Consider the following 13,728-nt stretch of genomic DNA (forward strand, 5'->3'; position numbering starts at 1 on the left):
GCGGCTGGTGCGGACCGGGTTGGTCTGGTCGATCGCGATGGCGGGGGGCACACCCTCCACCTTGTCGACCGCCGGGCGGTCCATGCGGTCCAGGAACTGGCGCGCGTAGGCGGAGAAGGTCTCGACGTAGCGGCGCTGGCCTTCGGCATACAGCGTGTCGAAGACCAGGCTGGACTTGCCCGACCCGCTGGGCCCGGTCACCACCGTCAGCTCCCCGGTGCGGATGTCCAGGTCGAGGTTCTTGAGGTTGTGCTGGCGGGCGCCCCGGATGCGGATATCGGAATCGGACATGTGGTGTCGGCTCTCGCGCCTCGAAAAAGGCAGTGGGCGATGATTTTAGGGAGCGCCGGACCCCGGATTGGCAGCAGCGGTCGACGAGTGGGCGAACGGGCGGCGGACGCCCGCTGCGAGACCGCCGATCGTCGTCCGTGGCGCCCGCCACGACACAGTGGTAAGCAATTGCAAGCCAGCGACCGCTCAGGAAGCCTTTGCCTACCTCTTGTCAAGGCCTCCGATTGATGACTTCCGCACACTTGCTAGTCTTCGTGGGGTGCGGCAACAATGGACCCCGTCGTCGCCAAACAACACCGGCGCCCGGTTTCACCCGTACGGCGGACGACTTTTCTAGGGCATATCCCCCTCCTGCCCGGGTCGGGGACGACAAGCGACATGGACAGAAACGACGGCCATCCCTTTTCCGGAAGTTCCGAGACCACCCTGGTCTTGATGACCTCGGACGCGTCCTCCAAGCCCGCCCCCCCGTCCACGATGACCGACCCTTCCGTCTCCGGCCAGCGTCCGGCGCCCGGCGAGCCCTTCGTGCTGCTGGTCGAGGACAACCCGATCAACCAGGTCGTCGCGCTGGAGTTCCTGGCGCTGATGGGCCTGAAGACGCAGCTCGCGCGCAACGGCCAGGAAGCGCTGGACCTGTGCGAGCAGGCCGCCCCCAGCCTGGTGCTCATGGACATCCAGATGCCGGGCATGGACGGCCTGGAATGCGCGCGCCGGCTGCGGGAGCAGCAGGCGCAGGGGCGTCTGCCGCGCTTCCCGATCCTGGCGCTGACCGCGCACGCGCTGGACAGCGACGTGGCCGACAGCCTGAAGGCGGGCATGGACGAGCACCTGACCAAGCCGCTCGACTTCCTGACGCTGCGTCGCCGGCTGGCGCGCTGGCTGGATCTGCCGCAGCTCAACGACTGACCCCCGCGAGGGATCCCTCCGACGAGGGACGAGGCGTCGCCACAACGGGTGGGGCACTCGTTATTTCGAGGGTCTTTGACGGCGAGCACAGCTTCCGCGAATCCCCCGTCGCGGCACTGGCGTCGAGCGCGGTGTGCGTGCTCCACTTTCCTTCCGCATCCGATGTCCGGGTGCCTGAGGCGTGCGACCCGGAGCATCAACACCAACTGAAGCAGGCGTTCGATGTCTTCTAAGTGGACGGACTTCGCACGGGCTGGGCTGGCTGATCAAGCGATGAGCGCCGTGACGCAACACGGGCTTCACGCCCCTTCAAGAAACCGCTGTACGACCGCGAAGTGCTCCGGCACGTTGAGCGCCGGAGCGTGGCCGCAGCGCGGGATCGTCACCACCTCCGCCCGCGGACCGCGCACGCGCATCGCGTCGGCCGTCTCCGGCAGCAGAAGATCCGACGTTTCGCCACGCAGGCAGAGCACCGGCAGGCTCAGCGAGTCCCACTCCGTCCAGCGCTCGTAATCGTCCGGATGGACGAAGAACTGGCGCACCATCGCCGGGTCGTAATGCGGCGTCACTCGCCCGTCGGGCAGCCGACGCACCGAGCTCTCCGTCAACCGACGCCATTGCGCGTCGCTCATCCACCCGTAGGGCTGGTAGATCTGGCGGAAGTACTGTTCCAGCTCCGACACCGTATCGAACGCCGATGGCGACCCCGCGTAGCTGCGGATGCGCTGGATCGCCGGTTCCGCGAGTTCGGGACCGATGTCGTTGAGCACCAGCCGACGGATGCGCCCTCGCAGCGAGGTCGCCGCGGCCAGCAGGCCGATCGCGCCGCCCATCGACGTGCCGACCCATTTGAATTCCGACAGCCCTAGCTGATCGACGAGCGCCACCGCCAGCTTCACGTAGAACGCCAGGCAGTACTCGTTGTCCGGATGCGGACTCCATTGCGACAGCCCCCGTCCGAGGGTATCCGGACACACCACGAAGTAGCGCCCCGTCCCCGCGAGATGCGCCGCCAACTCGTCCATGTCTCGCCCCGTGCGCGCCAAACCGTGCCAGGCGATCACCGGCTCGGCGCCCGGCTCGCCCCAGGTTTGGAAATGGATCTCGCGGCCTTCACAGCGCAGGTAGTTCGATATCGACTTCACGATCCCCTCCTCGCCTGCCGCAGGCGCCCGACCAGTCCGTTCGGGAAGTGGTACACGGCCAGCACGAACAGCACGCCCAACCACAGCAGCCAGCGCTCCGGCGCGATCAGCTGCGACAGCACCGGCACGCCCTCCACCGCCGACGCGCCAATGCGCATCAGGTCCTGCAGGTAGCTCTGCGCCAGCACGAACAGCGCGCTGCCGATCACCGCGCCGTAGATCGTGCCCATGCCGCCGATCACGACGATCAGCAGGAGGTCCAGCATGATCTCGAAGGACAGCGACGTGTCCGGCCCGTTGTAGCGCAGCCAGATCGCCAGCAGCGCCCCGGCCAGCGTCGCGAAGACGGCCGCCAGCAGCGTCGACAAGGTGCGGTAGGTCACCAGCCGGTAGCCGAGCGCCTCGGCGCGGAAGTCGTTGTCGCGGATGGCCTGCAGCACGCGGCCGAACGGCGAGTTGACGATGCGCAGCAGCGCCAGCACCAGCATCACGGCGACGACGAACAGCAGGTAGTAGGTCAACAGCCGACCGTCGATGACAACGCCGAGCACAGGCTCCTCAAGGAACTCCGTCGACGGCGAGAGCAGCTCCGGGAGCCGGAAGTTGAGCCCGTCCTCCCCGCCGGTGAAGTCGGACAGCTGCGAAGCCAGACCCTGGAACGCCGCCGCGACGGCCAGCGTGATCATCGCGAAGAAGATCGCCTTCACGCGCAGCGAGAACAGCCCGATGACGAGCGCCAGCAGCAGCGACACCGCCAGCGCGCCGCCGATGCCGACCGCCAGCGCCGTGAAGCCCGGCGCCATCCGCGAGCTCGCGATGGCGACGCCGTAGGCCCCGATGCCGAAGAACATGGTGTGCGCGAAGCTCACGATACCGGTGTAGCCGAGCAGCAGGTCGTAGCTGCTGACGAGCACGATGAAGACGAGGATCTTGGCCGCGACGTTCAGCGCCTTGGTGCCCGGGAACACGAACGGCGCGAGCGCCAGCCCGAGCACGGTGATCAGCAGCAGCGCCGCCAGCACGCGGCTGCGGGGCAGGTCGTGCGACAGCACGGACCGGAGCAGGGAGGGGATCAGGCGCATGGCAACGTCGCTCCGCTCAACGGTGGCCGACCGGATAGAGGCCCTGCGGCCGCCACAGCAGCACGGCGACCATCAGCCCGATGTTGGAGAACAGCGCCGCCTTGGGCGCGAGGAAGCCGCAGTAGTTGGCCATCAGCCCGACCAGCAGCGCGCCGACGAAGCAGCCCAGCGTCGAGCCCAGCCCGCCGATGATGATCACGATGAAGATCAGCGTGTTGACCTGCGCGCCGATCTGCGGGGTGACACTCTGCTGGTAGAGCCCCCACAGCACGCCGCCCAGGCCCGCCAGGCCGGACCCGGCGACGAAGACCGCCACGAACAGCCGCCGGATGCGATAACCGAGGCTCTCGACCATCTCCCGGTCCTGCACGCCCGCGCGGATCAGCAGGCCGAGCTTGGTCCGGTTGAGCAGCCACAGCAGTCCGACGAACACCGCGAGACCGACGACGACGGCGAGCAGCCGGAACTTCTCGACCGCCACGTCGCCGACGACGAGCGCGCCGCGCAGCGACTCCGGCGGCTGCAGCGGGATCATCTGCGGGCCCCAGACCAGCTTGATCAGCTCCTCGCCGATGATCATGCCGCCCATCGTGATCAGGATCTGTTTCAGATGCATGCCGTAGACGGGCCGCACCAGCACCCGTTCGAAGACCAGGCCCAGGGCCGCCGCGCTCACGATGCCTGCGAGCGCCGCCACGGCCACCGCGCCGAGATTGACCGTGAGCGACGGACTCGACACGAAGCCCCCGTAGGTGTTCATCGCACCCATCACCGTCGTCGCGACGAAGGCGCCCAGCGCGATGAACACGCCATGGCCGAAGTTCAGCACGTCCATCAGGCCGAAGACCAGCGTCAGGCCCGAGGCGATGACGAAGACGATCAATCCCATCGCCAAGCCGGCGATCGTCAAGGTCGCCCAGCTCGACATGGACCCGATCAGCGGCAGCGCCGCCAGCGCCAGCGCGAGGACCAGCGCCAGCGGGATGGCGTCGAAGCGCGCGCGGGGCACCGGCTCCGCACCGTCCGTCGAGCCGTGCACGGGCTTGGGCATTGCAGCGGTCCTCATCGTGTCATTTCCGCTCATTGATGTGCCGCCAGGGACAGTCCGAGCAGCCGCTGTTGCAGCGCCTCGTCGTCGACGAGGTCGGCCATGCGTCCGGCGTGCGCGACGCGGCCGTCGTCCATGACGGCGACGCCGTCGCCCAGCGCGCGGGCGACCATGAAGTTCTGCTCGACCAGCAGCACCGTCGTGCGCGCGCCGTCGCGGCCGCGCTTGATCTCGCCGAGCGCGTCGATGAGGTTGCGGATGATCGCCGGCGCCAGTCCCTTGGTCGGCTCGTCGATCAGCAGCAGCCGGCGCGGTTCCACCATCGCGCGCGCGATCGCCAGCATCTGCTTCTGGCCGCCGCTCAGCTTGCCGGCCGGGTACAGCCAGAACTTGCGCAGCGCGGGGAACAGGCCGAACAGCCAGTCCAGCCGCGCAGTGTCGAGATCGTCGAGCGAGTGCGCACCGCGCGCCGCCAGCAGCAGGTTCTCGCGCACCGTCAGGTCGCCGAAGATGCCCATGTTCTCGGGCACGTAGGCGATGTCCAGGCGCGCGATCTCCGGCGTCGGCGCGGTCTGGATCTCGCGTCCGTCGAACAGCACGCGGCCCGCGCTCGCGCGCCACAGCCCCATCACCGTGCGCAGCGTCGTCGTCTTGCCGGCGCCGTTGCGGCCCAGCAGCATCGTGACCTCGCCCTCGACGACATCCAGATCGACGCCGTGCAGGATGTGATACGCCCCGATGTGCGTGTGCACGCCTTCGAGACGCAGCAGCGTCCTTGCCGTCGACGCATTCATGCGGCCTCCGGCATCGCCAGCCCCAGATAGGCGTTCTGCACGACCGGCGAGGCGATCACCGCCTCGGGCTCCCCGTCCGCGACGAGCTGCCCGTTGTGCAGCACGACGATGCGGTCGGCCAGTTCCCTCACCACGTCCATCTTGTGCTCGACCAGCAGGAGGGTGTGGGTCCCTTCCGCCTTCAACGCACGTATCAGGTCCAGGATCACCGGCACCTCGTCGACGCTCATGCCCGCGGTGGGCTCGTCGAACAGGTAGACCTTCGGCTTAAGCGCCATCAGCATCGCGACCTCCAGCTTGCGCTGGTCGCCGTGCGGCAGGCTCGCGGCCGGAGCATCGACACGATGACTGAGCCGGACGCGCTCGACGATCGCGCGCGCTTCGTCGAGCAGCTCCCGGTGGTTCAACCACACCGACCACATCCGCAGGCCCTCGCCGCGGCGCGACTGCACGGCCAGCCGCACGTTCTCGAGCACGCTCAGGCTCGGGAACAGCTGCGTCAGCTGGAAAGCGCGACCCAGCCCCCGCCGCGTGCGCAGCGGCGCGGCCAGACGCGTGAGGTCCTCGCCGTCCAGCAGCACGCGGCCGGCGCTCGCGCCCAACTGTCCCGAGATCAGGTTGAAGTAGGTCGTCTTGCCGGCGCCGTTGGGTCCGACGATGGCTGTCAACGTGCCGGGGTGGAACACAGCGCTGACGCGGTCCACGGCCGTGTGGCCCCCGAATCGGATGGTGAGGTCGCGGGTTTCGAGCATCAGGGACAGGTGCCGATCACGTAGTAGTTGGGCGCGGTCTGCTTCAGCGTCGTGGTGACGAAGATGTTCCACAGACCCATCGCCTGGTTGGAGCCGTTGGCGTAGGTGATGCCGTAGAGCGCGTAGGCGCGGCCCGAGATGGAGTGGGTGTAGTTGGACGAGGTGAAGCAGGTCGCGGGCGTGCCCGGGTCGCCGGGATCACCGGGATCGCCCGGGTTGCCGGTCGTGCCGCCGGCCACCTTGTCCACCATCGCCTTGATCGCGACTATCTGCGTGCCGGCCTTCTGCGCGAAGTTGGAGCCGTACCAGCCGACCCAGTCCCAGCAACCGTTCGGGTTGGGCAGCAGGCCGCTGGCGGCGGTCGAGCGCGAGGTGTTGTCGACCTTGGTCTGCGGGAACAGCACGACGATGCTGTTCGTGTCGGCCCAGCGCGAGAAACCGGTGTTCCTCACGAATTTGTCACCGATGGTGGCGTAGTTCTGCTGGCAGCCGTGCAGCGCGACGTGCAGCTTGCAGACCTGACCGGCCGCGCAGTTGGCGGGCACGTAGGCCCAGCCGGTCGAAGCCAAGCCGGGATTGGTGCTGAACGCGGTCTGGTCGAACTCGATGTAGTTGGCCGCGGCGGGGCTGTTGTTGCGCGCGCTCAAGCTGCCGTACAACTTCGTGAGCACCGCCTTCGCGCCGTCGTAGCCGCAGTTCGCGATGTAGGGCGACGCGCTGCTGCCGCAGCTGTTGTTGCCGGCGGCGTCGAAGTCGGTCGGCAGCACATGGGCGGTGCCGCTGCGCTGGACGTATTCGAGATTGGCCGCCGCGACGCCGTTGTTGAGGTATTGCGTCTGCACCGCGTTCATCGGATTGGGCCCGACGGTCGTGTCGCTCAGGCCGACGAACAGGAAGACCTTCTGCGCGGCGACGTTGCTCTTGGCATCGATCGCCGTGCCGCTCCAGTTGTTGAGGTCGGCCTGCATCGTGTTCAGCGCGGACGACGAGATCGTCGCGTTGTACATGCAGGCGGTGTAGTTGCTGTGGCCGGCGCAGCTATAGGGCCCGGCGGCGAAGACGCCGACGCCCTTGAACGTCGAGGAATGCGCGTAACCGAGCTGGTTGGCCATGAAGCCGCCCGAGGACAGGCCCGACACGGTGATCTGGGTCTTGTCGATGTTGAGCGACGGCAGCGGCACGGCCGCCTGCGCGGCGCCCGCGAATGCCAACGTGGCGGAGACGAGGAATCGGACAACGGACGACTTCATTGGAAACCTCCTGGATGTCGATGGACCTTCAGCGGGGCGCTCAACGCGCCACGTCGGGCGCTCAACGCTTGTTGCGAACGGGGATGGTCATCTCCTCGGGCTTGATCTCGCGCACCAGCTCGCGCACGCCCCAGGCGAAGGCTGGATCCACCTTGATCTTGAAGTGGTACATCGACTGCATCGCCTGGTGGTCCTCGGGCCGGAAGGTCATGCGGCCCTTGGGGGTCTCGAAGCTCATGCCTTCCATGGCCTTGATGAGCTTGTGGGTCGCGGTATCTCCGCCGGTCTTCTTGAGCGCCTCGACGACTGCGATCGCCGCGCTCATGCCGCCGGCGGTGAAGAAGTCGGGCGGCGTCTTGAACTGCTTGTAGTGGTTGGCCACCAGCCACTCATTGACCGGGTTCTTCGGGATGCCGAAGTAGTAGTAGGTCGCGCCCTCCATGCCGGGCAGCGCCTTGTATGCGGCCATCGCCGGCAGGATGTTGCCGCCGGTGGCGATCTCGATGCCGTAGCGCTTGAGATCGAGGTCGGCGATCTTGAACGGGTTGCCCGCGCCGGCCCAGATGATGAAGATGACCTTCCGGCCTGGCTGGTCCTTGAGCCGGTCGATCAGCCGCTGCGCGCCGGCGGTGAAGTCGGTCGTCGTCGTGGGCAGGTATTCCTCATGGACGACCTTGGCCTTCTTGATCGCATCCTTGAAGGCCTTCACGCCGTCGCGTCCGAAGGCGTAGTCCTGCGCCAGCGTGGCGATGACCGTGCCCGGCTTGTCGAGCGCCACCGCATTGGAGATCGCATCCTGCGAGCTGTTGCGGCCGGTCCGGAAGATGTACTTGTTCCACTTGTCGCCGGTGATCGAGTCTGCAACGGCCGGCTCGACCAGCAGGATCTTCTTGTACTCCTCGGCCACAGGCAGCAACGCGAGCGCGACACCCGACGACGAAGGGCCGACGGCGATGTCCGCCTTGTCGTCGCCGTAGGCCGCGGCCAACTGGCTCTTGCCGACGTCGGGCTTGCCCTGATCGTCCTTCTCGAGGACGACCAGCTTGCGGCCCGCCACGGTCATCGTGCCGCCGGTCGCATAGTCCAGACCCATGAGGAAGCCAGTCTGCGTCTGCTTGCCGTAAGCCTCCAACGGGCCGGTACGGCTGTAGACGTGGGCGATGCGGATTTCCTTGCCCTGCGCGAGCGCGGTGGCGCTCATGCCCAAGACGGCGGACAGCGCCAGAACCGCGCCAGTCGCGGCGCGGATGAAGCCATGGGTCATGGAACTTGTCTCCTGTGGGCGGACCGGTCGTGCGCCGGTCTCAGCGTTGCCCCACCGCAAGGTCCGTGCCGACGTCGGCAGGCCAGGCGCGGGCTCTCCACGACTCAGGGGGCGTCCCTCCGGGAACCCCCAGAGTCATTCCGGCCCCACCCACGCTCGCTGACCCCGTTTTTTGGCGAGGCCGCTGAAGACCGGGCTCCAGAAACGACGACGCCGCTGTCCGGAATCGAGACAGCGGCGTACGGCGAGAAGCAGAAGAGTGTCTGGAATCCGGTCAATGTCCAGACATCGGACAGCGCTTCAGGTGCGGAAGGTGGCGACGTGCTCGTTGAGCAGGCGGGCCTGCTGTTGCAGCGATTCGGCGGCGGCGGCGGTCTCTTCGACCAGCGCCGCGTTCTGTTGCGTCATGTCGTCCAGGTGCTTCACGGCCTGGTTGATCTGGGCAAGGCCGTCAGACTGACCCGCGCTCGATTGGCTGATCTCGGCGACCGTGCCGCTGACCTGCTGCACGGACTGCAGGATCTGCCCCATCGCCTCGCCGGCACGGCCGACCTGCGCGCCGCCCGCGTCGACACGCGTGACCGAGTCGTTGATCAGCGCCTTGATCTCCTTGGCCGCATTGGCGCTGCGCTGCGCGAGCGCCCGAACTTCAGAAGCGACGACCGCGAAACCTCGTCCCTGCTCCCCCGCCCGGGCCGCTTCGACCGCCGCATTCAAGGCGAGGATGTTGGTCTGGAAAGCCACGCCGTCGATGACGGAGATGATGTCGGCGATCTTGCGGCTGGCGCCGGCGATGCCGTCCATGGTCTGAACGACCTCACCCATGACATCGGCGCCGAGCTTGGCGCGATCGGCCGCGCCGATGGCCAACTGATTCGTCTGGTGAGCCGCCTGCGCGGAATGCGTGACCTGCTGCGTCAGCTCATGCATGGACGCGGCCGTCTGCTGCAGGCTGGACGCCGCCTGCTCGCTGCGTTGCGAGAGGTCCTGACTGCCCATCGCGACTTCGCGCGAGGCATGCTGGATGGAGTCCGTGGCGTCGCGGATGGCGCGCACCAGATCGCTGAGGCGAGCCTGCATGGCCGCGACCTGCGTCAGCACCTGGCCGATCTCGTCGTTGCCCGCGCCCTGCCCGCCGACCACCTGAGCACGCAGGTCGCCGTTGGCCACGGCTTCGACCACCTCGCGCATCTGGTTGAGCCGGCGCTTGAGGCCGCGCGCGAACCACTCAACCGCGATCAACGCGGCGATGCCCACGGCGATCACCAGCACCAGCGCGATCGTCGCGTCGCGACGCGCGATGCCGGACACGTCGTCGATGTAAACGCCCGATCCGATCACCCAGCCCCATGGCTTGAAGCCGGCGACGTAGGACCGCTTGGGCTCCGGATCCTTGGCGCCCGGCTTGGGCCAGAGGTAGTCGACGAAACCGCTGCCCTGCGCCTTGACCGTGTCGACGAAGGCAACGAACAGCTTCAGGCCGTTGGGGTCCTTGTTGCCGGAGAGGTCCTTGTCGTTGAGCTCCGGCTTGATCGGGTGCATGACCATCCTGGGGGTCATGTCGTTGATCCAGATGTACTCGTTGCCCGAGTAGCGGATCTTGCCGATCTCGGCGGCGGCCTGCTTCTTCGCGTCGGCCTCGGTGAGGCCGCCGGCGCCGATCTTGTCGAAGTGCCGCTTGGCGATCTGCTCGGCGTTCTTCACCTGCTCGACCGTCGTGATCATCTTGACGTCCAGCAGGCTCATCGCGGAGCGGTGGCTCAGCCACATCACCAGTACGACGAAGCCGACCACCGCGGCCAGCACCGCCACGCGCAGCTTGGTGGCCAGCGTCCAGGCCCGGGGGGCCGTCGTCTTCGAACTCGTCCGGGCGCCAGAAGGCGCGTCCGCAGGGAATCCGGTCGCGGTCGTGGTGAGCGTGTTCATGAAATCTCCTGGGCGGGCCGGTGCAGCCGGTCCTCGTCATCTGCCCTGACCTCGAATATGCGCATGCCGCACACCGCGGGACAAGCCCCCCGAACCCTCGAAGAAGCCCATGAACACGGCTCAAACGTGAGGATGTGGCCCCTCTCGTGCGAACCGTTTTCTACCGTACGCGTCAGGCAGCGGTCAGCTCGGGGTACTTCGCAAGCTTCTCGTAAAGCGTCGCCCGGGAAATCGCCAGCAGCCGCGCGGCGGCCACGCGATTGCCGTTGGTGCTGCGGAGCGCCTGGGCGATGGCGGCGCGCTCCAGCTCGGCCTTGCGGGCGGGCAGGGTCTCCGTGGTTGATGCACCGAGCACACGTTGCGGGAGCCGGTACCCCTCCTCGCTCCCATTCCTGCGCATGCTCGGAAGGTCGCTCGGAGGGGCACCGGCCCCCGCAACGTCCGCATCGCTCGCTGTGACCGGTTTGAGCACTGCGGGCGCGGCATCATGGAGACCGAAATGTCCCGGCAGCAGCTCGTCGTCGTCGCTCATGAGGAAGGCCTGCTCCAACGCGTTGCGCAACTCGCGGACGTTGCCGGGCCAGGTCTTGCCTTCCAGGGCCTTCAGCGCCGCGGCGCTCAGCACCTTGGGCGCGAGACCACTGCGCCTCGCAATATCCTCCAGGAGCACGTCGACCAGCGTCCCGATGTCCTCGCCACGCTCGCGCAGCGCCGGCAGACGGATCGGGAGGACGTTCAGCCGGTAGAACAGGTCGGCGCGGAACTCGCCACGCTGCACCATCGCCGCCAGGTCCCGGCTGGTCGCCGCGATCACGCGGACGTTGACCTTGACGACCTCGTTGCTGCCCAGCGGCTCCAGTTCCTGCTCCTGCAGCACCCGCAGGAGCTTGGCCTGGAGCGCCGGCGGCATGTCGCCGATCTCGTCGAGGAAGAGCGTGCCGCCGTCGGCCAGCTTGAACTTGCCGTCACGGCCCTTGCGATCCGCACCGGTGTAGGCACCGGGCGCGACGCCGAAGAACTCGGCTTCCAGGAGGGTCTCGGGCACGGCGGCGATGTTGACGGACACGAGCGGCCGTGCCGCGCGGCGCGAGGCGGCATGGATCGCATGCGCGAGCAGTTCCTTGCCGGTGCCGGTTTCGCCGAGCAGCAGCACGGTGGCCTCCGTCTGCGCGACGCGTCGCGCATGGCGCTTGACCTCGACGGCAGCGGCGCTGGATCCGACGAAGTCGACGATCCGGTGCTTGGCGCGACGGTTGCGGGACTGTTCGGCCGCGAGCTGGCGGCGCGTGTCGTCCAGCTCGGCCTGGAGGCAGGCGAACTTGTTCATCAAGGGCTGCATCGTCGTCTCGGGATGGTCCAGCAGGACCATGCCCATCGCGCCGATGACGTCGCCGCCGGGACCGCGCAAGGGCAGCCGGCTGACGAGGAAGGTCCCCGCCTTGTTGGTCAGCAGGTCCACGAGGATGGGCTGGCCGGTATCGATGACCTGGGCCATCAAGGTGTTGGGGACGACCTCCTCGACGCGGCGTCCGACGAATTCGGATTCGTCGCGGAAGCCGAGCGCGGGCAGGAAGCGCTTGTAGCCTTCGCTGATCCAGACGACACGGTGCTCGCGGTTGACGACCATCGCGCCCTGGGCGGTGCTGGCCAGCACATCGAACATGGACTGCGCCGCCAGCCGCAGCACGGCCTCGGCATCCTGGGGAATGTCGTTCATGCCTGGTCTCCTGGGCATTCTTCCTGGACGTTCGTCCCGGCCCTCCGCTGGGCGGAAGGGTGTCCGAGGTCGAACGGCCGTCGCGCGGCGCCGCCCCGGATCTGATGCGGCCCAATGTAGCAGCCGCTTCGCGGTGCGAAGGCCGTCCGGTGAGACGAACGCCCCGGGGAATCCCCGAGGCGGACTTCGAGCCGCGCGAGAGGCGATCCGGCTATAAACCGCCCTCATGGCCATCGTGGATTCCTGGACTTCGGCGCGCGCGGCAACGCGGGTGCTGTCGCTGGCGCACAAGCTGCTGTCGGAGCGCGGCCAGGCGAGCTGATCGGGCGGATGGGCGCGCTGCCGGCGGACGCCTGGCCGGCCGTGTTCGACAAGCTGGCCGCCGATTTCAATCCGGAGCCCGCGGCCGTGCTGCAGGCCGCGCAGGCCTATGCCGACGCGCCCGGGACCGAGACGCTGCGCCGGTTGACCGAACTGGGCGAGCCGCCGCGGCAGGAGCTGTTCCGCCGCCTGAACCGCGCGCCCGGCGGCACGGGAACGCTGGTACGGATGCGCCGGCGCCTGCTGGACGGTCTGGCCTCGCACCCGGACTGGCGCATGGTGGACGCCGACCTGCTGCACCTGCTGTCCTCGTGGTTCAACCCGGGCTTCCTGGAGATGCGGCAGGTCGACTGGCACTCGCCCGCGCACCTGCTGGAGCAGATCATCCACCACGAGGCGGTGCACGCGATCGACGGCTGGGACGACCTGCGGCGCCGGCTGCTGCCGGACCGGCGGCTGTTCGCGTTCTTCCATCCGCAGCTGCCCGACGAGCCGCTGATCTTCGTGGAGATCGCGCTGCTGCCCGACATGCCGGACGCGATCGCGCCCCTGATCGGCAAGCGCAGCGAGGCGATGCCGCCGAACAGCTTCAAGGCCGCCGTCTTCTATTCCATCAGCAACTGCGAGCCGGGCCTGCGCGGGGTCTCGCTGGGCAACTTCCTGATCAAGCGCGTGGCTGAACACTTGCGGCGCGAACTGCCGCGGCTGAAGCTGTTCTGCACGCTGTCGCCGATCCCGGGCTTCGCCGCCTGGCTGCAGCGGATGCGGACGGCGGAGGATGCCGCCGCGGCGGGCACCGGGCTCGACCGGCTCGCCGGCCTGAAGCCGGCACAGCGGACGCGCGCGGCGGAAGCGCTGGACCGACTCCGGCACCACACGCCGGCCGGACTCGCCAGCCCGGCCGCCCTCGAGGATCAGACGCTGCAGGCGGATCTGCGACGTCTGGCCGCCGTCTATCTGATCGGCCAGACGCCGCTGCCGGGCGGCGATCCCGTCGCGCGTTTCCACCTGGACAACGGCGCCCGTCTTGAACGACTCAACCCCGGCGGCGACCGTTCGGCCAAGGGCCTGAAACAGTCGCACGGGATGATGGTCAATTACCTCTACGACCTCGACCGCATCGAGGAACACCACGAAGCTTTCACCCAGGGGGAGATCGCGACGGCGCGCGCCGTCGGCGGTCTGCTCTGACCCCTTCCGATCATCCTTCCACCCTTGTTCCCACCCTT

The 13,728-nt window shown here is 68.0% G+C and carries 12 protein-coding genes; 2 read left to right on the top strand and 10 right to left on the bottom strand.

From position 1 onward, the window contains the following. A partial coding sequence (locus tag PV762_RS25410; RefSeq protein ID WP_421037792.1) for an ATP-binding cassette domain-containing protein occupies nt 1-291 on the bottom strand: 291 nt, incomplete at its 3' end. 477 nt (nt 292-768) lie between these two features. Between PV762_RS25410 and PV762_RS25415 the strand changes: the two genes are divergently transcribed. Beyond that, a complete protein-coding gene (locus PV762_RS25415) occupies nt 769-1,200 on the top strand; it encodes a response regulator (protein WP_331613201.1) in 432 nt (143 codons plus the stop codon). Nucleotides 1,201-1,499: 299 nt separating this feature from the next. On the opposite strand, the gene PV762_RS25420 is transcribed toward PV762_RS25415, so the two are convergent. The 9 genes from PV762_RS25420 to PV762_RS25460 all read right to left on the bottom strand — a co-directional run bounded on the left by PV762_RS25420 (nt 1,500) and on the right by PV762_RS25460 (nt 12,178). Further along, nucleotides 1,500-2,348: an alpha/beta fold hydrolase gene (locus PV762_RS25420; protein ID WP_421037839.1), complete on the bottom strand. Its 849-nt coding sequence runs from the start codon at nt 2,346-2,348 to the stop codon at nt 1,500-1,502. After that, nucleotides 2,342-3,427, bottom strand: a complete 1,086-nt coding sequence (locus PV762_RS25425; RefSeq protein ID WP_421037793.1) for a branched-chain amino acid ABC transporter permease — start codon at nt 3,425-3,427, stop codon at nt 2,342-2,344. Before PV762_RS25425 ends, PV762_RS25420 begins: the two co-directional genes overlap by 7 nt. Nucleotides 3,428-3,443: 16 nt before the next feature. After that, nucleotides 3,444-4,478: a branched-chain amino acid ABC transporter permease gene (locus PV762_RS25430; protein WP_421037794.1), complete on the bottom strand. Its 1,035-nt coding sequence runs from the start codon at nt 4,476-4,478 to the stop codon at nt 3,444-3,446. 29 nt (nt 4,479-4,507) lie between these two features. Beyond that, the gene (locus tag PV762_RS25435; protein ID WP_421037795.1) at nt 4,508-5,269 is read right to left on the bottom strand and encodes an ABC transporter ATP-binding protein; all 762 of its coding nucleotides are present in this window, start codon (nt 5,267-5,269) and stop codon (nt 4,508-4,510) included. Beyond that, nucleotides 5,266-6,021: an ABC transporter ATP-binding protein gene (locus PV762_RS25440; RefSeq protein WP_421037796.1), complete on the bottom strand. Its 756-nt coding sequence runs from the start codon at nt 6,019-6,021 to the stop codon at nt 5,266-5,268. The genes PV762_RS25435 and PV762_RS25440 overlap by 4 nt, the downstream gene beginning before the upstream one ends. Then, nucleotides 6,021-7,271 (bottom strand): hypothetical protein, encoded by a 1,251-nt coding sequence (locus tag PV762_RS25445; protein WP_421037797.1) that lies wholly within the window; start codon nt 7,269-7,271, stop codon nt 6,021-6,023. Before PV762_RS25445 ends, PV762_RS25440 begins: the two co-directional genes overlap by 1 nt. A gap of 61 nt (nt 7,272-7,332) precedes the next feature. Further along, nucleotides 7,333-8,535 carry a substrate-binding domain-containing protein gene (locus PV762_RS25450; RefSeq protein WP_421037798.1) on the bottom strand — a complete coding sequence of 401 codons (1,203 nt, stop codon included), beginning with the start codon at nt 8,533-8,535 and terminating at the stop codon, nt 7,333-7,335. 300 nt (nt 8,536-8,835) lie between these two features. After that, nucleotides 8,836-10,461 carry a methyl-accepting chemotaxis protein gene (locus PV762_RS25455; protein WP_421037799.1) on the bottom strand — a complete coding sequence of 542 codons (1,626 nt, stop codon included), beginning with the start codon at nt 10,459-10,461 and terminating at the stop codon, nt 8,836-8,838. A 172-nt stretch (nt 10,462-10,633) separates the two neighbouring features. Further along, complete coding sequence (locus tag PV762_RS25460) at nt 10,634-12,178, bottom strand: sigma-54 interaction domain-containing protein (protein ID WP_421037800.1); 1,545 nt, start codon at nt 12,176-12,178, stop codon at nt 10,634-10,636. Between the two features lie 330 nt (nt 12,179-12,508). Between PV762_RS25460 and PV762_RS25465 the strand changes: the two genes are divergently transcribed. Further along, nucleotides 12,509-13,690 carry a malonyl-CoA decarboxylase domain-containing protein gene (locus PV762_RS25465; protein ID WP_421037801.1) on the top strand — a complete coding sequence of 394 codons (1,182 nt, stop codon included), beginning with the start codon at nt 12,509-12,511 and terminating at the stop codon, nt 13,688-13,690. Nucleotides 13,691-13,728: the final 38 nt, after the last annotated feature.

Source organism: Mitsuaria sp. CC2, from assembly GCF_048957715.1.
GTDB lineage: Bacteria > Pseudomonadota > Gammaproteobacteria > Burkholderiales > Burkholderiaceae_C > Roseateles.